Annotated in this window: 20 protein-coding genes and 1 tRNA gene; 13 read left to right on the top strand and 8 right to left on the bottom strand. The window is 39.1% G+C overall.

Translation table 11 applies throughout. The features are described from left to right. The first annotated feature begins 186 nt into the window (after positions 1-186). From EHO65_RS15455 to EHO65_RS15415, 9 genes are all read left to right on the top strand, one after another. Entirely contained in the window at positions 187-1,137 is a 951-nt protein-coding gene (locus tag EHO65_RS15455) for an LIC_13346 family putative lipoprotein (RefSeq protein WP_135775459.1), read from the top strand. Then, the gene (gene gltX / locus EHO65_RS15450) at positions 1,124-2,686 is read left to right on the top strand and encodes a glutamate--tRNA ligase (RefSeq protein ID WP_135775458.1); all 1,563 of its coding nucleotides are present in this window, start codon (positions 1,124-1,126) and stop codon (positions 2,684-2,686) included. Before EHO65_RS15455 ends, gltX begins: the two co-directional genes overlap by 14 nt. Before the next feature lie 78 nt (positions 2,687-2,764). After that, positions 2,765-3,346: an ATP-binding protein gene (locus EHO65_RS15445; protein ID WP_208744114.1), complete on the top strand. Its 582-nt coding sequence runs from the start codon at positions 2,765-2,767 to the stop codon at positions 3,344-3,346. 2 nt (positions 3,347-3,348) lie between these two features. After that, positions 3,349-4,188 (top strand): DUF455 family protein, encoded by an 840-nt coding sequence (locus tag EHO65_RS15440; protein ID WP_135775457.1) that lies wholly within the window; start codon positions 3,349-3,351, stop codon positions 4,186-4,188. Between the two features lie 56 nt (positions 4,189-4,244). Continuing rightward, positions 4,245-5,387 carry an LIC13341 family surface-exposed protein gene (locus EHO65_RS15435; RefSeq protein WP_135775456.1) on the top strand — a complete coding sequence of 381 codons (1,143 nt, stop codon included), beginning with the start codon at positions 4,245-4,247 and terminating at the stop codon, positions 5,385-5,387. A gap of 15 nt (positions 5,388-5,402) precedes the next feature. Beyond that, the gene (locus tag EHO65_RS15430; protein WP_135775455.1) at positions 5,403-6,065 is read left to right on the top strand and encodes an FFLEELY motif protein; all 663 of its coding nucleotides are present in this window, start codon (positions 5,403-5,405) and stop codon (positions 6,063-6,065) included. Continuing rightward, positions 6,062-6,790: a flagellar motor protein MotB gene (locus EHO65_RS15425; RefSeq protein ID WP_135775454.1), complete on the top strand. Its 729-nt coding sequence runs from the start codon at positions 6,062-6,064 to the stop codon at positions 6,788-6,790. Before EHO65_RS15430 ends, EHO65_RS15425 begins: the two co-directional genes overlap by 4 nt. A 3-nt stretch (positions 6,791-6,793) precedes the next feature. Next, positions 6,794-7,255, top strand: coding sequence for an LA_2478/LA_2722/LA_4182 family protein (locus EHO65_RS15420; RefSeq protein ID WP_135775453.1), 462 nt, complete (start codon positions 6,794-6,796; stop codon positions 7,253-7,255). 82 nt (positions 7,256-7,337) lie between these two features. Further along, positions 7,338-8,333, top strand: a complete 996-nt coding sequence (locus tag EHO65_RS15415) for a M14 family zinc carboxypeptidase (RefSeq protein ID WP_135775452.1) — start codon at positions 7,338-7,340, stop codon at positions 8,331-8,333. 22 nt (positions 8,334-8,355) lie between these two features. Here EHO65_RS15415 and EHO65_RS15410 read toward each other — a convergent pair whose 3' ends face one another. Together EHO65_RS15410 and EHO65_RS15405 are read right to left on the bottom strand one after the other, a co-directional pair. Beyond that, positions 8,356-9,177 (bottom strand): RNA polymerase sigma factor, encoded by an 822-nt coding sequence (locus EHO65_RS15410; protein WP_135775451.1) that lies wholly within the window; start codon positions 9,175-9,177, stop codon positions 8,356-8,358. Between the two features lies 1 nt (position 9,178). Continuing rightward, on the bottom strand, positions 9,179-9,661 hold the full coding sequence (locus EHO65_RS15405; RefSeq protein WP_135775450.1) for a nuclear transport factor 2 family protein: 483 nt from the start codon (positions 9,659-9,661) through the stop codon (positions 9,179-9,181). Positions 9,662-10,003: 342 nt separating this feature from the next. Here EHO65_RS15405 and EHO65_RS15400 point away from each other — a divergent pair, with 342 nt between their 5' ends. Further along, positions 10,004-11,602: a 7TM diverse intracellular signaling domain-containing protein gene (locus EHO65_RS15400; RefSeq protein ID WP_135775449.1), complete on the top strand. Its 1,599-nt coding sequence runs from the start codon at positions 10,004-10,006 to the stop codon at positions 11,600-11,602. On the opposite strand, the gene EHO65_RS15395 is transcribed toward EHO65_RS15400, so the two are convergent. From EHO65_RS15395 to EHO65_RS15375, 5 genes are all read right to left on the bottom strand, one after another. Continuing rightward, the gene (locus tag EHO65_RS15395) at positions 11,597-12,778 is read right to left on the bottom strand and encodes a pyridoxal phosphate-dependent aminotransferase (protein ID WP_135775448.1); all 1,182 of its coding nucleotides are present in this window, start codon (positions 12,776-12,778) and stop codon (positions 11,597-11,599) included. The genes EHO65_RS15400 and EHO65_RS15395 overlap by 6 nt on opposite strands. A gap of 8 nt (positions 12,779-12,786) precedes the next feature. Next, positions 12,787-13,017: a DUF2905 domain-containing protein gene (locus EHO65_RS15390; RefSeq protein ID WP_135775447.1), complete on the bottom strand. Its 231-nt coding sequence runs from the start codon at positions 13,015-13,017 to the stop codon at positions 12,787-12,789. Positions 13,018-13,041: 24 nt separating this feature from the next. Beyond that, a tRNA-Ser gene (locus EHO65_RS15385) sits at positions 13,042-13,131 on the bottom strand. A gap of 80 nt (positions 13,132-13,211) precedes the next feature. Next, positions 13,212-14,765, bottom strand: coding sequence for an FAD-dependent oxidoreductase (locus tag EHO65_RS15380; RefSeq protein ID WP_135775446.1), 1,554 nt, complete (start codon positions 14,763-14,765; stop codon positions 13,212-13,214). Then, on the bottom strand, positions 14,755-15,336 hold the full coding sequence (locus tag EHO65_RS15375; RefSeq protein ID WP_135775445.1) for a hypothetical protein: 582 nt from the start codon (positions 15,334-15,336) through the stop codon (positions 14,755-14,757). The genes EHO65_RS15380 and EHO65_RS15375 overlap by 11 nt, the downstream gene beginning before the upstream one ends. A 103-nt stretch (positions 15,337-15,439) precedes the next feature. Here EHO65_RS15375 and EHO65_RS15370 point away from each other — a divergent pair, with 103 nt between their 5' ends. The 3 genes from EHO65_RS15370 (at position 15,440) to EHO65_RS15360 (ending at position 18,316) form a co-directional block, all read left to right on the top strand. Continuing rightward, complete coding sequence (locus EHO65_RS15370) at positions 15,440-15,673, top strand: ferredoxin (RefSeq protein WP_100722215.1); 234 nt, start codon at positions 15,440-15,442, stop codon at positions 15,671-15,673. Between the two features lie 335 nt (positions 15,674-16,008). Continuing rightward, a complete protein-coding gene (locus EHO65_RS15365; protein ID WP_135775444.1) occupies positions 16,009-17,922 on the top strand; it encodes a PAS domain S-box protein in 1,914 nt (637 codons plus the stop codon). Next, complete coding sequence (locus tag EHO65_RS15360; RefSeq protein ID WP_135775443.1) at positions 17,906-18,316, top strand: response regulator; 411 nt, start codon at positions 17,906-17,908, stop codon at positions 18,314-18,316. Before EHO65_RS15365 ends, EHO65_RS15360 begins: the two co-directional genes overlap by 17 nt. Here the strand turns inward: EHO65_RS15360 and EHO65_RS15355 are convergent, their stop codons facing one another. After that, positions 18,317-19,783 (bottom strand): NADP-dependent isocitrate dehydrogenase, encoded by a 1,467-nt coding sequence (locus tag EHO65_RS15355; RefSeq protein WP_135775442.1) that lies wholly within the window; start codon positions 19,781-19,783, stop codon positions 18,317-18,319. Between the last annotated feature and the right edge of the window lie 10 nt (positions 19,784-19,793).

Raw genomic sequence — 19,793 nt, 5'->3', positions numbered from 1 at the left:
CAACCTTTTAACGTACTACCCGAATTCGTACATACTTTTTAGGAAGAAATCGACTCAAGTTGCAGTAATTCTTACTTTCTCGTTGGGAAACACCGATAAGGAAAGAAAATTTCCCGGTTTTTCCTTGAAGATTCGGACGAAAACGGAAAGTTTTTCAAGAAATCCTCTTTTTCCGGCTGTATTTTTTTGGAACCGAAGTCTCGATCTTATCTCACAGCAACATTCTTTTGGTTAGGTTTGACCTATTTGTTTTTTCTAATGTCCTGTTCTCTTTTGACGGAATGGACTGAAGAAAAACCTTTAGTTTCCGATCTTCCAAGTATTCGTATCTATTCGAATATCAGTTCAATCCCGGCAAGTTCTGAATCTTTCCGGAACCAACCTGGTCATCTAAGATATTTAGTATTACAGACTCTTTCTTCTAAGGAAAAAATTTGGACTGGAGAAGTTGATCTTTGGGAAACTAAAGAAGATTTCCATACTTCTCTTCCTAAAGGGATCGTTTTTCCAAAATTAAGTTTTAAAGCTTCCTTATTCTCCGGCTCTGCTAGATTAGAAGATGGAGAATCTTCTCACCCAAAACAAGTTTCCTTTCATCCACAAGGTGTTCTTTCTTGGAGTTGGGAAGGAGAAGGTTTCAAATCCGGGACACAAGTATCTTCTCCTAAACAACTCAATGTTTCCGATTGGGGAATTCTGTATAATTTTTCCCAAAATGGGATCGTATGGGTTGCCAAAGAATATAGGAACCTAGGTAAGAATGTAGAATTGAATTGGGAGAATGTTCGTAATAGTCGTACCAGTTTAAGCACTGATTATACAAGCCCAGGTGGCAGAAGTTTTCCTTATGCAGACTACGATTATAAGAACCAAATCTTTCAGTACGTAAATTTGATAGAAGGTAGACTTCCAGTTTGGACTTTCAGAGAAGAGGGTGAATATCGTTGGGCCTGGGGAATTCTTCCTGAAGATCTATTATCTTCTAAGAACGTATCCCAATGGAAACAGAAGAGAAAGGAAGAATTCGTATCTATGCATTTTTATGATGCTGCGAATAATATTCCGTTTACTGCCTCGGCCGATTTGAAGAACTATCCAATCATCCTCTTAAAAGATTACGACAATGCCAGAAAATAAGGAAGTTAGAACCAGGTTCGCACCGTCACCTACCGGTTTCCTTCATGTGGGCGGAGCTAGAACCGCTTTATTCAATTACTTATACGCCAAAGCCCAAGGCGGAAAATTTTTATTAAGGGTAGAAGATACGGATCAAGCCAGATCCACCGAAGAGTCTTTTAAAACCATCCTTGAATCCTTAAAATGGTTAGGGATAGAATGGGATGAAGGTCCTCATGTGGGAGGTCCTTACGGTCCTTACGTACAATCCGAAAGGATCTCTATCTATAAAGAATATACTGAAAAGTTGATCTCCGAAGGAAAAGCCTACCGCTGCTTCTGCACCCAAGAAGAATTAGAGGCAAAGAAAAAACAGGCCGAGGCAATGGGAGTTCCATACGTTTATGATGGACTTCATGCAAACATGAGCGAATCAGAAGTTCAGGAAAAACTGAAAGCAGGAACTCCTTATTCTGTTCGTTTCAAAACTCCTTCTAAAACCCTGATCTTTGATGATATCATCCAAGGAAAAGTGAAGTTCGAAACAAAACTGATCGGTGACTTCATCATCGTAAAATCGGACGGCTTCCCTTCTTATAATTATGCTGTGGTTGTGGACGATGGGCTCATGAAAATTTCTCATGTGATCCGCGGGGTGGGACATCTTTCCAATACACCTCGTCAGATCCTGATCTATGAGGCATTGGGATTTCCAGTTCCTGAGTTTGCTCACGCTTCCGAGATCGTAGGAATGGACGGTAAAAAATTGTCCAAACGTGCAGGAGCAACTTCTATATTAGCATTTCGTGATTTAGGTTATCTGCCTGAGACATTCTTGAACTATATGGCTCTCTTAGGCTGGACCTCTCCTGACGGTCAGGAATATCTTCCTGGAGATATTCTTCCTAAAACATTCGATGTGCATCGTTGCTCCAAATCACCTTCTACCTTTGACGTATTTAAAAAGCCGAAAGGTGGGGACGAAGAAGTTGCGACTAACTTCTCCAGTTTGGATCAGATCGCAGAAGCGATGAACCCTAAGTCCAAATTGAATTGGCTTTCTAATAAATATATTAGAGAACTTCCTATCCAAAAGGTGGCGGATAGTTTGGCTCCATTCTTGGAAAACAGAACGGATATTCCGGCAGAATATAGAGATCCAAAAAACATGGAGTTACATTCTCTAGTAGATAGCGTTCGAGTATATTTGGACAATTTACGCCAGGCACCTGACTATATCGCAGAATTTTTCGTATCTGACCTAAAAGTGGAGGATGGAGAAGCGAAAGAAATTCTTTCCCAAGAATTTTCTCCCAAAGTGGTCACTACATTTTACGAATTACTAAAAAAGTCGGATCCTAAAACCGATGAGGATTATAAGGCTTTAATGACCCAAGCGGGAGAGCAGACCGGCCAGAAGGGAAAGACCCTATTTATGCCGATCCGAGTCTCCGCTACAGGAAAAGCTCACGGACTGGAGTTACCTATCCTATTTCCCCTCTTAGGGAAGGAAAAGCTACTCAAACGAATAGAGAAAATCTCGGTACAAGTAGGAATTTCTTTACCTTAGGATTTTTTCGGGGGATTTTTGTTGCAAAACCCCCCTTTCGGTCTGTATTAATATACAAGAGGACTTCTCAGACAAGAAATGAGGGATACGGCCGATTCACTTTTGGTTAGGCATCATTCGGGTTCGTACGTTATGTTCCTGCCTCCTGACTTAGCTAGCATTCGGGAGTTCAGAAGAGCACTTCGTCAATCCTTAGAAGAGAATACTTTTATCTCCAAAGACATTCAGCAGATTGAACTCGCCGCAGACGAGGCTCTCACAAATTCAATCTCCGCAAATTATAATTCTAGTTCCGAAGAAACGATCATCTGCAGATGGATCGTGGATAATTCTAAATTTACTTTATGGATTGTGGACTACGGTTCCGGTCTCAAAAAAGAAAAGATAGAAGAGCAAGTAACGGAAGCTAAACCTTCTTCTCTCCAAGAGTTCTTAAAAAAAGTAAAAACCTACCAAGAAGGAAAATGTGAGGTGCTTCCTAATAGAGGAAAGCTTACCCAACATAGGAACTTAGGTAAAGGTTTGCTCATTATGCAATCCTTAATGGACTCAGTGAAGATCATGTATCATTGTAAAGAAGGAAGAATTTCCTCAGACCCTACTGATTCCAGTATCCGCGGGTCCATTATCGAATTAGCATTCGATTCTAAAAAACACTGACCTTGACTTTAAACGAATACGCTCAATTTCTTTTAAGTTCTCCCAATTTAGAAGATAAATTATATTCTCCGGAAAAAATGCCGGAAGATATTATTTGGCCTGAATTTGTTCCTAAGGACAGACCAGAAAGATCTTCTAAAATAATTTTCTCAGATAAAAAATCAAAAATGCCTCGGGTTGAACATTTGAATTCCGAGGAGAATAGAATACTTTCTCTTCATCATTTTGCAAATCATGAACTCATGGCCGTTGAGATATTTGCCTGGGCCATATTAAAATTTCAGAATGCTCCTTCTTCCGTTCGCAAAAGTCTATACAAGACAATTTTGGAAGAACAAAAACATCTCAAACTTTATTTGAATTCGATCCGAGAATGGGGAATGGATCTGGGAGATCGCCCTCTCAATTATATTTTCTGGAAACAAACACCTAACATGCAAACGTTGCAAAAGTTTTTTGCAGTCATGGCCTTAACTTTTGAAGGAGCCAATTTGGATTTTTCTATGATCTATCAAAAGGCATTCGAAAAATTCGGGGACCAAAAACGAGCCGATATCATGCAGATCGTTCATGATGATGAGATCAGACATGTTAAAAGGGGAGTCAAGGTAGTATTCTCAGACGGGGTTTCACAAGAACAACAATGGGAGAAGTATCTGGAATATCTGACTCATCCATTCACTCCTAGAAGAGCAAAGGGGTTTTTGTATTTTCCTGAGCTTAGGACCAAGGCGGGATTATCAACTGAGTTTGCAGAGGCCTTAGGAGCTTATTCGGACGAATACGATGGTACTACAAATGCTAGGATCGTAAAAAATGTGTTCGGTATGGAAGCTAGTTAGGGCCTAGGAAATCGATAGACATATGCTTTTCTTGGAAAGAAGCTGTAGTTCAGAATATGTTTCGTTTTGTTTCTTTTTTCCGAGTGCTGATCCTTTTTTCAGTATTCATTCTTCTCATCGCTTGTAATTCAAAAACGCCGTCCGATTCCAAGATCATTTCCTTAACCATTCCGGAGTCCGAGGAAAAAAGCCCTGATGTGGTCCTCAAAAAATTGGGCAACCTGGACGAGGATCCTGATCTAGAAGTTTTTTCTTTGGTCCGTAACGGAACCGAAGAGATCCTTGCGGTTTTCAAAAAAGAAAACGGAGAATGGGCTCTCAAATCCAAGATTGGTTTTAATCTCCTAAACATCGGTCCTTTCGTTCACGATCCTAAAGCTTCCGCATGGAAGGCGGGAGAAGATGAGAATGCAAAAGAATCCGGCTATGTAGTTAAGAGAATTTTAATGGAAGAACTGCCGGGAGATTCTTTTAATTCTCTCTTTTTAGAAGTTTTAAGTGAAGAACCTCCTTTAGGTCTTTTTTCTGTTCCGTATGTGATCCGTAAGGGAGAAAAAATTTTAGACGGGCTTGCTTCTTTAAAAGACCATCAGTTTTTAGCAAAATCAAAACGTATCGATTTCTCTTATAATAAAGAAGAAAAGAATCTTACTATTTTTCCGAATAATCGTACTTACGCTCAGAATTTTAACTTTAATGGATGGGAATTGGTTCCGGATGTTCCAAGTGTAGCTGCTCCAGGATTATTAAGTATAGAAGCTCCTGCCGACTGGAAAAAGGATGTAACATCTGAAGTGGTGATCTGGTTTAAGAATAGAGGATCTTATTCGGGAACTACTTATATCTCTATTTCGTTTCCTCAAGGTGGAAAAGTGGAAATAGATTCAGGTAAGGAAGGATTAAGATATTATTCTCCTGGATCTTCTGTATATTCGTTTGAGAAAAAATATATCAATTCCAAATTACCTTTATTAGAAATTACGAAAGAAGGTTGGGCAAGAAATCATAAGTACGGAGTTCGTTTCAAATACACTCCGGCAGAAAATGGTGTTCCGAATCTACTGATTCGCTCTAGTTCAAAGTCTTATAGAGACACAATCAATCTTCCGACTGATTATAGCTCGGTGAAAACGGAGATAGACCAGCAAGGATTCAAAAGTTATCCTCTACCTTTGGTATCTAGGGGAAAGTCCAAATAATAACCGGATAATATTGTGAGTAGTTTCGAAGAACATAAACTTAAACATGCCAAGGTAGAGGTCGTTCGAGCTCAGGTGGAAAGATTCCGTAAATTTTATTCGGATTATTTTCATTTAGAAGAAACAATCTCTATGGTGGAGTATTTTTTCGAAACTATCTATAACCTGGATGGCAAAGAAGCATGGATGCATCTTGCCTTAGATACATATCAAAAAGTAAAAGGTATGATGAAAGAGACCACCAGGGCAAATCTAGAAACTCTGATCGAGTTAAACAATCTAACAGATCATTTAGATTCTGAAATGGCTCAGTTGCTTATCCAAAGAGATTGGGACGGCAAAAAACTTTCTAGAGAAGAGTACGACGATCTATATAAAGCGTACGGCCATAAAGAAGAAAGAGAGAAACAGTTAGAGATCGTTCTTCATAATCTTAGAACTTTCTATGAATTAGCTCATAAACCTATCTCAGCCTATCTGATAAGGCCCGCTAGATTTATGGCAGGTCTCTTAGGAGTTTCTCTCCTATTCGATTCAGTGGAGAAAGCATATAACGCAGTTTTACCTGTGTCTCCTGAAATTTTTGTTTCTTTTATTGAGCAAGTAGAGAGAAGAGAGTCGGAATATCTAGAGTCTGCCTTCTTAAATGGAAAGCAACCCAAGGAGCCGTCCACTTGAACGGAAGATCACGTTTTTCCAGATACAGAAAGCCTGTCGAGGCCGGAGATGAGAACCGGGACAGGTGGCTTTTGACGTATGCGGATATGATCACACTTCTTCTTGGACTTTTTATTATTTTATATTCTATTTCCCAAGTAGACCAAAACAAATTAAAACAAGTTGCTGACTTGGTCAGAGGCGGATTCGGTTTAGGAGAATCTTTTTTTGAAGGATCCAATATCACATTAGAAGAGGATCCTTTATTACAACCAAGAACCCAAATGTTTCGCTTCTGGGAAAGGATCTCCTATGCATTAAAAAAGCTGAAAGAGAAAACGAAATTATTTATTGGCATTAACGAAACGGAAGAGATCCGGATCCAAGTATTCGCACCATCCTTAGGCGAAGGCGACTTTCATCCTGATGAGGACACCGACTTCACTTTCAAAAAAGTAGCAGAGGTCGCACAAGGTATGGATGTGGACATCACTTTGAGAGTCCAAGTCCCTTATGCAGAACAAGCAGGTCAGGGTTTCAGAAATATCTGGGAGTATAATGCACATCGTGCAGGTTTGATCGCGGAAACATTAGCGGAAAAATACGGGATCTCTAGAGAAAGACTTTCAGTCCAAGCATATCACGGATTTAGAAAATTAGGACCGGAAGAAGGTCCCAGCCCTGAAGTGAAAGCCTCCCAAGAAAGAATAGAAATCATCATTCGTAAACGAGGTAAGGAAGAATAAGGAATGATCTATAAAATAAATAAAACTGTAATTCCTTTAGGATTGGTCCTTGTATTATTGGGAGCAGTCTTTTCGTTCGGTTGTTCCAAGAAGAAAAAACCTCCAGCCGCTTTGGAAATTGTATGGAAAACGGATCAGAATGGAGTGGAAAATTCCAACGGATTTGCATGGGTTTCCAAGTATTGTGAGAAGGTCAGACAATGTGCAGATGGTGACATGAAGACCTTAAATCCCGACTCCGAAGCAATTCTGGAAAAAAGGTTAAGAAAGGATTTTTGTTTAGAAAAATTTAAAGAATCCAAAGTATATATATTGGCTGCACAAGAACCTAAATTAGTTATTAATAGGACTATTTCCTGTCTGAAAGCAGCAACAGAAGCAGATTGCTCGTTGATCAAAAAAGGAGTTTCTGAACTTTCCGAAGATTGTAAATGGTTACAAACTCTGCAAAACTCTAAAGATTAAAAAATATAAAGGTCTATAAAAGACCCGGGTTATAAACCCATCCGTGGACTAAAGATACGATCTGAAATTTCGGAGGCAAACCTTGCTCAGAGGTATCAAAAGACTGAATCGATACGAGAAAAGATTGCTCAGGATCGCAAAACTGGGTGGCAAACTCGTAAAAATCAACCAAGCAGGTTTTTCCAGAAGGACCGACGAAGGTTTTCGTTTTCCTATCTATAGTTTGGAGATAGGGACCAAAGAAGGTTTGGAAAAACATCCTGTTGGGATCACAGCAGGTGTCCATGGATTGGAAACCATAGGTATCCAGATCCTAATCGATTTTTTGGAATATATTATTAGTCCCAAATCCACAGGCTTTCTTCCTGAATTAAAAAAAGGTAAATTAGGATTAGTTGTTATTCCTATCGTAAATCCTGGTGGAGTAGCTGCAAAGACAAGATCGAATCCAGGTGGAGTGGATCTAATGAGAAACTCCGGAATAGATGCGGAGAAACCTCTTCCGTTTTTTGGGGGCCAAAAGTTCTCTAATAAACTTCCATATTTTAGAGGACATGGATTAGAACCTGAATCCAGAACTCTTTCCAGAACTGTTTTCGAAAAATTCTTTCATGTTCAGGATTCTATCCTGCCTGTTTTAGATCTACATTCGGGTTTCGGAACAGTGGACAATGTTTGGTGGCCTTATGCTTATACTCATAGGCCTTGTACTGATACTGCTTTATACGAAAAGATTGCTTCTCATTTCAAAGATCATTGCGGACATATCAATTTTGCTTATGGTCCTCAAAGTGCAAGTTACACAACTCATGGAGATCTTTGGGATAAGTTTTATGATCATTACCAAGATTTGTATTCAGAACAAGGGAGTTGGAGTTCCAAATTTCTTCCTTTAACATTAGAAGTGGGAACTTGGTCGGATATTAAAGAAGAACCTATGAAACTATTTTCTAAAAAAGGGATATTTAGGCCGGCCGAGCATAATAAGAGCGAAGTTTTGACTAGATACAGAGGTTTTTTAAGAGACTTTGTACGATTAGGCTTAACAAAACCGAAGGATTGGACTGAAACTCAATAATCTTTTTAGCAATTTAAAAATGTTAAGAAGAAGGTCCCAGCTTTTCTAAAATCTCCTTGGGAGTTTCGTAAATCCCTTGGCTTTTATAGATCCAAGCAAGTCGATCCAGCTCTTTTAAATGTTCTAATACTTTAGAATCTTCTAAATTAGGGTTTTTTCTTTTTAACTTTTTTAGTTCCGTAAAAAAGGAAACATTATCCCTGTTCCGATTTAAAAGATGTCCTGACAATCCTATACAAGGGCAAGCTTTATTATTATCGATCCACATTCCGCATTCTTTGGATAAAAACTCGGACAGTTTCTTTTTGGATCTAGAAAGTTTTTGGCGGAAGTTTTCGGAACTGATACTCAAAATTTCGGCTCCTTCTTCGCTACTCATACCATAAACTGAAGATAGAACGAATACTATCCTATCTGCCGAGTTTAATTTTAATAAAACCGCATGTACACAACCGAATCTGATCTCTTCTTCTAAAATTTTATCTTCTATCTGATCTTCCAGAGAGATCGAGTTCGCCTTAGATAAATATTCTTGGCGTATTCTACTCAAATATACTATATTCTTTGGTCTTTTGATAGTTAGAAGATGGTTGCTTGCAATAGAATATACCCAAGTAGTAAACTTGCTCTCGAACCTAAATCCTGAAAGTTTATTAGAAATTTTGAATAAGATCTCTTGGGTTGCATCTTCTGCTTCTTGGGGATCCCATAACATCCTTAAGGAAAGATTAAAGATATAGTCTTGTATCTTTTCCAAAAGGTCTTCCATCGCCCTAGGTCTTCCTTCTAGGGCGATTCGGATCGTATCCGTAAACTCGTCTTGTATGGTTACGGATTTTTCCATTCTATGCTTTGATCCCTTTTTTCCTAAGATAATGTTCCAAATTTCTGGCGGCTTCCGATCTTACCTTTCCTTGGACTAAAGGTGACCATCCCAAAAGAACTCCAGGAGCGCCTAAAGCCATTCTGGTCCATTTCCAGAGAGGAAATCTATCCTTTTGTTTAACCACTTTTCCGTTTTTAAATTGGAATTCGGATCTGATATGGTTCTGGACCTTTCTTCCTGTTTTTGAAAACAGATAAGTTGCCACCCAGTATGCAGTTCCGGTTTCGGCGCTAGCGTTTGCTTCTACCAATTCTATTGTTGCATTCGGATCCATTCTTTCTAAGAGCATGGACCACATTCCAGGAACTGCTCCACCTTTTAATTTAGGAAATACTGGATCTGAAAATTCAACTTCTTGTGAATAGAAGTCTGCAATACTTGCTGAGTCTCTAGAATGAAAACTTTTATAAAAGTCTCTGATTTTTGTTTCGTTTGGATGCATATAGGTATCCTTTTTTGATTTCGCATAATAGGATCGAATTTGTAGATTCAGTGTGACTGGATTTCGGAAGAATTTTTAGAAATAGATAAAAAAAGGCCCGCAAAAGCGGGCCCGAAAATTATTCGGACAAGCGGATTAAACTCGTCCGAGGCAAGGCGAATAGAAAACGCCATATTGGCGTTGGTGGTAAACTCCAGTTAACGTTTATGAGTTAAGTAATAACTCATTCTGGAGAGTAACAATTCGATAATATACTAAATAGAATCGAAAATCGTTCGGAATTATATACATGAACGTTTTTTGTTTGCACCGTAATGAATTACAAAAAATGTTTTTTAACACATGATCCGAATTTCGTTTTTTCTTCTCGTTCTAATTTCGAGTTTCGGATCCATCTTCGCTAAAGAACTTCCGTTCACTCTAAAAACAAACGAACATAATAAAAACATTACGCCCGAACTTTATCTTTGGGAAAAAACAGATACCGAAAATATTCCTCCTCCATCGAATCATAACGATGGTTGGAAAAAAACTAGATCAAACGCTCTAAATTTCAATTTTTCTAAAAGATCGTATTGGTTAAAATTCAGAATTCGATTTCGCGAAGAAATTCGTGAAAATCTTTACTTCGTAATTAGATGGAAGGCTCATGATCTAGCAGAATTATATACCCCAAATGGGGTAACTCCCATACAAAGAGTAGGGGATACATTATCAAAAAGTAATTGGCCTGTGAAGAATGTTCTTTATCCAACCTTACTCTTACAAGGAGAGCCGGGAGAAGAAAAAGAATTTATAGTTCGGATCAAATCGGAATCCATTATGTCATTTCCAATTGATATCATGGATGAGGCTGGAGTCAGAGCCAATCTCGCATTTGAAACAGGAGTATTTTCTCTTTCTGCTTGCTTATACGGGATGCTAATCCTAGTTGCTTTATTCTATTATAGGGCAACGGAATATAAAGAATTTCTACTATATACATGCTATGCTTTTTGTATGGGAGCCTCGTACGACGTAAATTACGGAAATGCGATAGAGCTTTTTTGGGAAGATTCCCCTCTTTGGGCTGAAAAGGTGAATTACTTTTTCTTTAATTTGGGAGGCATTTTCGGATTTCAATTTATTCGAAAGTTTTTGGAAACCGAAACGTTTCTCCCCTGGGTGGATCGGATCTTATTCTTCTTTGCCGTCGTTCTGGGGCTTACACTTCCACTTATTTTTACTATGGATAAGATCGTGTATCTGACCACGATCAATGAGATCATATATTCTATTTCTATTCCTTTGATATTGAATTCTGGGATCTATTTGAGGGGAAGGGGAAATCGGAAATTAAACCTATTTTTAGTCTCTTGGGGAATGTATCTTACTTTAGGATATATTAGTATTTTTTACTATATGGGATTTCTGGAATACGGGTTTTTTACTGTGTATTCTGTGCCTCTATTCTTTCCTGCGGACCTTCTCGTCCTTCTTTATAATATTATCCAAAAATATTCTCAGAATCTGGAAGAGAAAAATAGCCTAGTTGAAACTTTAAGCGGTTTTATAAATAAGCCCAGATATGCTCGTTCTAAGATTTCAGGCTTAGATGTGGATGAATCTCTGAATGCATTGGAATATTTGATGAGTACAGAGAAATTATTCGCAGAGGAAGAAGTTACTATCCAGATGCTTGCTTCTAAGATCGGATTGAGCACTCACCAATTATCCGAACTTCTGAATTCTAGGCTTGGGATGGGATTTGCCGCATATTTAAATTCTAAAAGGATTGAAGAAGCGAAACTTCTTCTAAAGAACGATACCGAGGATAATATTCTAAATATTGCATTTGCAGTGGGTTTCGGTTCTAAAACTTCTTTTAATGTGGAGTTTAAAAAGGCGACAGGCCTAACACCGAAACAATACAAAAGTTTTGTGCAGAAAGCTATTCTATAAATGAGCTACAATTCTTTCGAGTCCCGACTGAAATAATTCTGTTTCAGAGATCAGACTAATCACTATACTTCCTGAATTTTCTTCGAACCCGAACATAGAACCCGGATGAACTAGTACTTTTTCTTTTTCTAATAATTTAAAAGAGAATTCTTCATCGTTTAACCAGGATGGAGACTGCAATACCGCATACCATCCTCCTTTAGGAGAAGTGTAATGGATACCTGGATGAGAAGAATGAAAACTTTCGAGAACCTGAAGATTTCTGCTTATTCTTCTGAGTATCTGGCCTTGGATCATATTTCTCCATTGGAATAATTCAGGAAGAGCTAGTTGGATTGGAGCTCCTACAGATAGGTAAGTATCTGCAATTATCTCTAGTCTCTCCTTACATTCTTTTTTCCAATTAGTAGTACCTCCAACATGGATCCAGGAAAGTTTCATCTGGGGAAGCGCAAGTATCTTGGAAATCCCATTCACTACAAACACAGGAATATCAGTATGAAAGAAATCGATTTTGTCTGGATTTTCTTCATGTAGATAATCCGAGAATACCTCATCTAAAACCAAAGCTATCTTTTTGTTCTTAGAAATGACTTTCAGTTTTTCGAATTCTTCAGAAGTAAGAAGACTCCCGGTTGGATTATTCGGAGAGACTAAGAACAGGATTTTAGTTTTGTTCGTGATCTTAGAATGTAAGTCCTCGAAATCAATTTTCCAATATGAGTCCTGGTTTAATTTATAAGAATTAAATTCGACTCCATCTAGCAGGGATAAAAATTCGAAGAGTGGATATCCTGGAGAAGGTATGAGAACTTCTTCCCCTGGATTACATAATAACTTTATTAAATAAGAATATGCCTCGGAGGAAGAAGAAGTTAAAAATAGATCTTCTTCCGAGATTGTATTCCCTCTTTCTTTATAATAATTTGTAACGGACTTTCTGGCGATCAGAGTTCCTTTAGGATCCGGATCATATTCCATACTCTGCGGATTTTGGAAAGAATGTAAAATCGCTTCTCTCGGATAAACAAGCCCTACTTTTGTAGGATTAGAAATAGTTAGGTCGATCCAGTCTTGCCCTGATTTTTTAAAAGATTCCAAAAGAGAATATAGATCATTCTCTCCTGGAACGAACTCGAATCTATCGCTAAAGCGAGGAGTGTTTTCCGAATCCATACACTTTCTTAATGTATAAATCTGTTCCAAAGATACAGAAGAAGGGAAAGTCCGATGCTAATCAGAATGGAAGTCACGAAAGGGAAATAGAATCTGAAATTTTCTCTTTCGATCTTGAAGTCTCCGGGTAAATTTCCTAGAGAAGAGATAAATGGGAGTTTGGAACCGAAAACAATGATGGCCCCAATAATCAGGAAGAATGCCCCGATCCAAAGAAATGTTTTACCTAGCGGTTCCATATTAGATCCACTGGAAATAAGAACTGGCGGAGAGGGGGGGATTCGAACCCCCGGTAGGTGTTACCCTACGCTTGCTTTCCAAGCAAGTACCATAAACCGCTCGGACACCTCTCCGGTTCTTGGTTGCGATTACGATGTTTTTCCAAGGAGCGGTCCGGTCAAGGAGATTCGACCCAAAAGTTCCGAGCATAAGATTAGGACTTCTTCTCTGAAATAAATTGTGCGGCTCTTTTAGAGAATGCCATGATCGTATAGCTTGGATCCACAGAAACCGCAGTAGGGAAGACGCTGGAATCGCTCACATATAAATTCGAAATTCCATGCACCTTATGTTTCCAATCCACGACTGAAGTTTTAGGGTCCAATCCCATTCTACATCCTCCTGCTGGATGAGGAGCGGCCATTGCCATAGAAGCAGGAGTTAATGGAAGAGAATCCACAACAGCGATATCTTCCGGTTTAGTTAATACGGTTCTTTTTAGATCTGGAAGGACAACTTTGTATGCGCCTGCTTTAAAGTTCAGGATGACTTGTTTACGAATACAATCTTTGAGTATCTCTTTAGTAAGTGGTCCGAAACTGTATTGAACTTCTCTTTTTCCACCGGATTTGATTTCTATTCTTCCTAATTCAGAATCTGGATCATCGATCCAACCTATTGTCCCTCCGAGTCTAGGAAGTTCTTTCATGATCTCGAAATGTTCTTCTCCGAATCCTGGAACTAAGGCACCAATCGCTCCTGGTTGCAATTGGTTCGCCATGATCAGATAGCCACCTTCTCTGTAGATGCCTCCCGCATAACGTGCTAGTCTAAACTCTTCTACTCCGTAAGCAGAAGGGATGTTTCTCCATTGAATAATTGATTCTTTATAAAGCGCATGAACAAATGGAGAAGGATTGATAGCTAAAAATTCTCCTAATGCAGGCAACTTTTTCTTAAGCCCGTTTTTAAGAAGAAAGGTAGAACTCCCGAATCCACCTGCAGCTACCACGATGGTGTCCGCTTTAAAACGTAATTTCACGTCGGATTCTTTTTGAGAAGGTCTGTCGATTACAACAGCTTCTAATCCGACTACTTTATCCCCTTCAAGTTCCAATTCTAGCGCTTTAGTATCCGCGTAAAGATCTGTGCCTAAAGCCATTGCCATTGGGATATGAGTGATTAGTTGGCTTTGTTTCGCTCCGAACATACAACCTTGCATACAATGTCCGGACTTTTGACAGTTCTTGCGCGCTTGCGGGACTGGATTTCCTTCCCAACCTAATTCTTTGGAAGCCTTTCGAACCAATTGGTTCATTCTATTATAATTTTCTTCTTTGGCAGGATGAACGTTTAGTGTGTCGTCTAACTCTTTCCAAAAAGGTTCTAGATCTTCCGGGCCGTGACCTAACACTCCGAATTTTTCCTTCCAGAGTTCTAATCTGTCTTTAGGAGTTCTATAACTATCAGCCCAATAATGAACGGAGGCGCCGCCCACATTCTTTCCATAAACTATGTTTACTGTTCCATCCGCGGTGGTGGCCATATTCCTTTCTGCAGATACTTTGCCGGCCATATTCAATTCATGATTATCGAAAGAACCTGTGTGATAGTAACCTCCTTCTTCGATCAAGGTTACCTTCTTCCCAGCCTTAGCTAGTTCGTAAGCTACAGTTGCGCCACCACAACCTGTTCCGATCACTAAAACTTCAGTACGGATCTCTTTGGATTCGCCTAAATTCTTCCATTCGTAAATTTTACCCGACATCGGAACCTCCTGCTAATTTGCGATAATAGATCCTGGACTCGCTTAACTTTTCCGGAGGATTTAAAAAAGGCCCGTCATACGAAATCGTTTTGAAAGTGGACTCATGTCCGTAGTACATTAGAAAAATAGGCATTCTTAGATTTGCCCAAACTGCTCGGACAGTATCTGAGTCTGAATGATTTAATTCAGATAAGAACTTTCTTCTGGATTCCAGAGATAATTTGGAGAATCTAGAGAACTTCCAATAGAAGAATGGCAGATATTCTAAAACCATTATTAAAGTTTTAAAGTCGTCGGATAAGAATGGATCTACGAAATAAAATTCTTCATCTAATCTTTCTAATACTCTTGCTTCTTTATATGTTGGAGCTCCTACAGCTTCAGGTAGGATAGTTTCCGATAATGTAGCTAAGATTTCTAATTCTGATTCAGAAAAGAACAGTGCCTTAGGTAGTTGTCTGGAAGATCTATTTAAGATACAAATGGATCCCCCAAGTACTAGAGCTCCCGAACCGGCGAGTCCCAGTCTCAAGAATGTTTTGCGAGAAAAACGCGGGGCTGAATTTGCCATTGCAGTGTTTTCCTTTGATTCTTGGACTTGTCAATCCTATCCTACCCGTTTCTATATAGAAAACCAACTTGACGTTCCAAACGTTCGATAATCCTTAGTAATCATGGCAGATAAGAATGACAAAGTTCCGGAAAACGTTCCGGGAAAGTTCTATATTGATAATAGCTGTGTGCCTTGTAATGATTGCTTGGAAGAGGCTCCTCAACTTTTGAAATATACCGACGACGAGTCTAAAGTATATTTCCATAAACAACCTGCCAGTCCGGAAGAAGCGATTGCTGCCCGTAAAGCTATGGAGATCTGTCCAGTCGAAGCTATCGGAGACGACGGAGAATAATCAAGCCTGAAGTTTTTCGGTCTTATTCGGATCGAAAAACTTCTTTCAAAAATTGAATTACGTTTTTCTAAATCACTTTTCCTCTTTTCAATTCTTATAAGAGAGATAAAACCCACGCGAAAAAAAGGTTCCTTCTTCAGAACCAAATCCCTAAAATCAGATCGTTCATTCTAAAATAAAAGATTGGTTCCGAGCGAAATTTAAAATCTTAGCTTCCTTTACTTTGCAGAAATAAATCCCTTAGATTTTAAGATTTTTGGGCCTTTTTTATTCGCAATGTACTCGTCTAAGTCGTCTTTATATGTATTAATTATTAGAGCAAGTTCTTGCAGTTTATGGAAGAAAGATCGGGTCAGGAAAAAATCAAATTGGATCAAGACCAAGATTTGTACCAGATCTTAATAGAAACCAGTCGAGAACTGATCTGCTTACACGACCCTGAAGGGATCTATCTTTATATAAATCCTATTATTGAAACTCTTACCGGTTTTAAACCGGAGGAATTATTAGGCCGTAATCCGTACGATTTTATCCATCCTGATGACAGCGAACGTATTCGAAAGGATTCCCATAATCCTGCAAAAGAAGGAAGGCCTACAGTTGCCACCCAATACCGTTTTTTGAAAAAGGATGGGGGTTATGTTTGGTTCGAAACCTTGACCCAGCCTATTAAAAATAAAGAGGGCAAGGTCACTCACTTAAATACTAGTTCCAGAGACGTTACAGACCAAGTGCAACTAACGGAGAGTTTACAGCAGGAAAAAAAATTCTCTTCTATCATGTCGGAGCTCGCAAAGGTGGGAGCCTGGGAATCCAATATTGAAACAGGAAGTTTGTATTGGTCTTCCGAAATTTATAGAATACTGGAAAGAGATCCGTCTCTAGGTATAGATAGAGATATCGTTTATCAAAAATATTCTTATTCCGAAGATATGGAAAAGTTAAGGGAGAATAACTTAAGAGTCTATCAAAAAGGCGAGACTTACTCTGTAGAACATAGAATGGTCACTGAGACCGGAAGAGTGATATGGGTCCGCACACAAGGTAAACCTGCGTATTCGGACGGACGGATCGTTGGAGTATACGGTGCAATGCAAGATATCACTCTTTCTAAATTGGTAGAAGAAGAAATCCGCCTAAGCGAGAAAAAATTCTCGGAAGCATTTCATAGTTCCGGAAATGGGATCATTCTACTGGATAAGAACGGACACTTTTTAGAACTCAATCAATCCTTTGCTAAAATGATAGGATACGAACCTGACGAACTTCTTTTCAAATCATTCCAAGATATTACTCATCCCGAGGATCTTACTATAGGTGCGGAAGCATTTCGTAAAATTATCAAGGGAGAAAGAAATGGGGCTCAATTTGCAAAAAGATACCTCCATAAAAAAGGACATATAGTCTGGGTGTTTATCACTGGAGTCGCTGTTAGAAAGGATTCAGGAGAACTAATGTTCATCGTTGCTCAGATCCAAGATATCTCTCGCAAACGGATCTTAGAAAATATCCTCAGAGAGAAAAATGCAAGGCTTAGGTCAGTAGGAACTCATTTAAAAGAAAGGATCTCTCAACTAGAAGAATTCAACCAGATTGTATCCCATAATATGAGATCTCCGATCGGTAACATCTCCACACTCGTAAAATTTTTAGAAGAGGCAGAAACGGAAGAAGAGAGGGTCGAGTATATGGACTATCTCAAGACCACCTCTGACCAATTACTTGCTACATTAAACGAAATCGTAGAAGTGATCAAAATAAGACAAAGTCCAAAGGTTGTTTCAGAAGAAATCTTATTCGAATCAGTGTTTTCCAGAGTAAAGGCCATGTTTTTGGGCCAAATATTGGAATATGAGGCCGAAATCATTGCAGATTTTTCGGAATCTCCTTCTATAGTTTACCCTCCTGTTTATCTGGAGAGTATATTCTTAAATCTACTTTCGAATTCTTTGAAATATAGATGTGAATCCCCTCATCCAGTGATCCGATTTAAGACATATTGGTCTCACGGAAATCATGTTTTGGAAGTGCAGGATAACGGTTTAGGAATTGACTTAAATAAACATGGGGATCAGATTTTTAAATTACACAAAAGATTTCACCGAAACACTGACGGAAGAGGTTTGGGTCTGTTTATGACCAAAAACCAAATCGAATCCTTGGGTGGAGAAATCCATGTGGAAAGTACTCCCGGACAGGGCACGAAGTTTATAATTCATCTTTCAAAGGCAAATGAATTCGCTATCTAAAAAACAGAAACTTTTACTCGTAGATGACGACGCGATCTTTGTCGAGATCGCTAAAAGAACCATCGAGAAGACCGGAGCGGTTGAAAGTTTAAAAGTGTTCCCGGATGGAGAAGGTGCGATCAGCTTTTTAAAAGAGCACCAAAGCGAACCGGATATCATCCCTGACTTTATATTTTTAGATATTAATATGCCTTTTATGGATGGCTGGCAGTTTTTAGACGAGTATGCAAACTTTGTAAATGCTCTCAGCAAAAAACCTGAAATTTATATGGTAAGCTCTTCCGTAGACGATTCGGATCTAAGAAGAGCTAAAGAAATTCCATTAGTAAAAGATTATATAATCAAACCTGTGTCTTTGGATTCGTTTAAAAAAATCCTTACAAACCAACTTTAATTATTCTCCACCACCCAAGGAGAAGGCTCTTTTCCCTTCGAACTTATACAGATTATCCGTTTGGATACTGTCTAACCCTGCTTCTGAAATTCTAAGTAATAATTTTGCGATCTGTTCGGATTGGATCTTTATAAAACCATCCCCAGATTCAGTATCAGGAGTTTCCGGATTTACGAATCTACATCTCCAATGATCCGTTAAAAAGGTTTCAGGAGCACCATTCGGATAAACTTTTACTCCTCTATTGGTGATCATTCTAAGCTTTAAATCTCCAGAGACCGCACTTAATTTTTTTGCAAGTTCTTCGGAAGTACCAGGAGCCCAATCTAAGAACACATCCACACCTACTAGTTCTTTTTGTAGAACTTTTCTTTTGTATTCAGGGATATGGATTGCTTTTGCTTTTCCGAAAGAGATAGGTTTGAATTTTTCGGGAAGATGGCCAAGGTTCCCAATGACTGCTTCTCCGAATTCTTTCGTACCAACTTTGATACGACTTACGCCTGCTTTGTAAATATCTCCGGTATGAATTCCTTCTTCGATAGTAAGCAGCCAAGCGTTTTGGATCTTTGCCGCGATATCAGGTTGTCCTAAGTGGACAAGCATCATGACAGCTGCGTTGATCAGTCCACTTGGATTGGCGATATTCTTTCCTGCGATATCCGGAGCAGAACCGTGGATCGCTTCAAACATGGAGACAACTTCTCCGATGTTTGCGGATCCTGCCATACCGACCGAGCCCGCAACTTGAGCGACTATATCCGAAATAATATCTCCGTATAAGTTTAGGGTGACAACCACATCGTAAGCTTGAGGTCTTTCCGCCAAGTGGGCTGCACCTATATCGATGATCTCACTTGCTGCTTCTAGATCGGGATATTCTTTCGCAATTTCTTTGAAAACATCATGGAACAATCCGTCTGACTGTTTCATGATATTGTCTTTTACCATTGCAGTTACTTTTTTTCTGCCATAAGCTTTTGCGTATTCGAATGCATAACGGATAATCTTTTCAGAACCTGGTCTTGAAATTAATTTTAAACATTGAACGGTGTCAGAAGTCTGTTTGTGTTCTATCCCGGTATAAAGATCTTCTTCATTCTCTCTTACGATAACAACGTCTAACTTTGGATGTTTAGTATCTACATAAGGATAAAGTGATATACAAGGTCTAACGTTTGCGAATAATCCTAAGGTGGTCCTAACGGTTACGTTCAAACTTTTGTAACCGCCTCCTTGAGGAGTAGTGATCGGAGCTTTAAAAAATACTTTTGTATCTCGTAGAATGTCCCAAGCTCCAGGTTCTATCCCTGCGCTATGACCTTTTTTGTAGACCTGTTCTCCGATATCTATAAAGATCGGTTCAATGCTCGCACCTGCCGCTTCTAAGATCCTAAGAGTGGCGTCCATGATTTCCGGACCGATCCCATCTCCCTTAGCTACAGCGATTTTTTTCTTCGAGCTCATACAGACCGCC

This window comes from Leptospira andrefontaineae (assembly GCF_004770105.1).
GTDB lineage: Bacteria > Spirochaetota > Leptospiria > Leptospirales > Leptospiraceae > Leptospira_B > Leptospira_B andrefontaineae.
This window is presented reverse-complemented; position numbering and strand designations above follow the sequence as displayed.

Excerpts from the sequence above, each read along its gene's own strand:
- EHO65_RS15355 (WP_135775442.1), bottom strand. The coding sequence starts at position 19,783 with ATGAGCTCGAAGAAAAAAATCGCTGTAGCTAAGGGAGATGGGATCGGT.
- EHO65_RS15390 (WP_135775447.1), bottom strand. The coding sequence starts at position 13,017 with ATGGAACCGCTAGGTAAAACATTTCTTTGGATCGGGGCATTCTTCCTG.
- EHO65_RS15360 (WP_135775443.1), top strand. The coding sequence starts at position 17,906 with ATGAATTCGCTATCTAAAAAACAGAAACTTTTACTCGTAGATGACGAC.
- EHO65_RS15395 (WP_135775448.1), bottom strand. The coding sequence starts at position 12,778 with ATGGATTCGGAAAACACTCCTCGCTTTAGCGATAGATTCGAGTTCGTT.
- EHO65_RS15365 (WP_135775444.1), top strand. The coding sequence starts at position 16,009 with ATGGAAGAAAGATCGGGTCAGGAAAAAATCAAATTGGATCAAGACCAA.
- gltX (WP_135775458.1), top strand. The coding sequence starts at position 1,124 with ATGCCAGAAAATAAGGAAGTTAGAACCAGGTTCGCACCGTCACCTACC.
- EHO65_RS15445 (WP_208744114.1), top strand. The coding sequence starts at position 2,765 with ATGAGGGATACGGCCGATTCACTTTTGGTTAGGCATCATTCGGGTTCG.
- EHO65_RS15400 (WP_135775449.1), top strand. The coding sequence starts at position 10,004 with ATGATCCGAATTTCGTTTTTTCTTCTCGTTCTAATTTCGAGTTTCGGA.
- EHO65_RS15380 (WP_135775446.1), bottom strand. The coding sequence starts at position 14,765 with ATGTCGGGTAAAATTTACGAATGGAAGAATTTAGGCGAATCCAAAGAG.
- EHO65_RS15375 (WP_135775445.1), bottom strand. The coding sequence starts at position 15,336 with ATGGCAAATTCAGCCCCGCGTTTTTCTCGCAAAACATTCTTGAGACTG.
- EHO65_RS15370 (WP_100722215.1), top strand. The coding sequence starts at position 15,440 with ATGGCAGATAAGAATGACAAAGTTCCGGAAAACGTTCCGGGAAAGTTC.
- EHO65_RS15405 (WP_135775450.1), bottom strand. The coding sequence starts at position 9,661 with ATGCATCCAAACGAAACAAAAATCAGAGACTTTTATAAAAGTTTTCAT.
- EHO65_RS15420 (WP_135775453.1), top strand. The coding sequence starts at position 6,794 with ATGATCTATAAAATAAATAAAACTGTAATTCCTTTAGGATTGGTCCTT.
- EHO65_RS15410 (WP_135775451.1), bottom strand. The coding sequence starts at position 9,177 with ATGGAAAAATCCGTAACCATACAAGACGAGTTTACGGATACGATCCGA.
- EHO65_RS15435 (WP_135775456.1), top strand. The coding sequence starts at position 4,245 with ATGTTTCGTTTTGTTTCTTTTTTCCGAGTGCTGATCCTTTTTTCAGTA.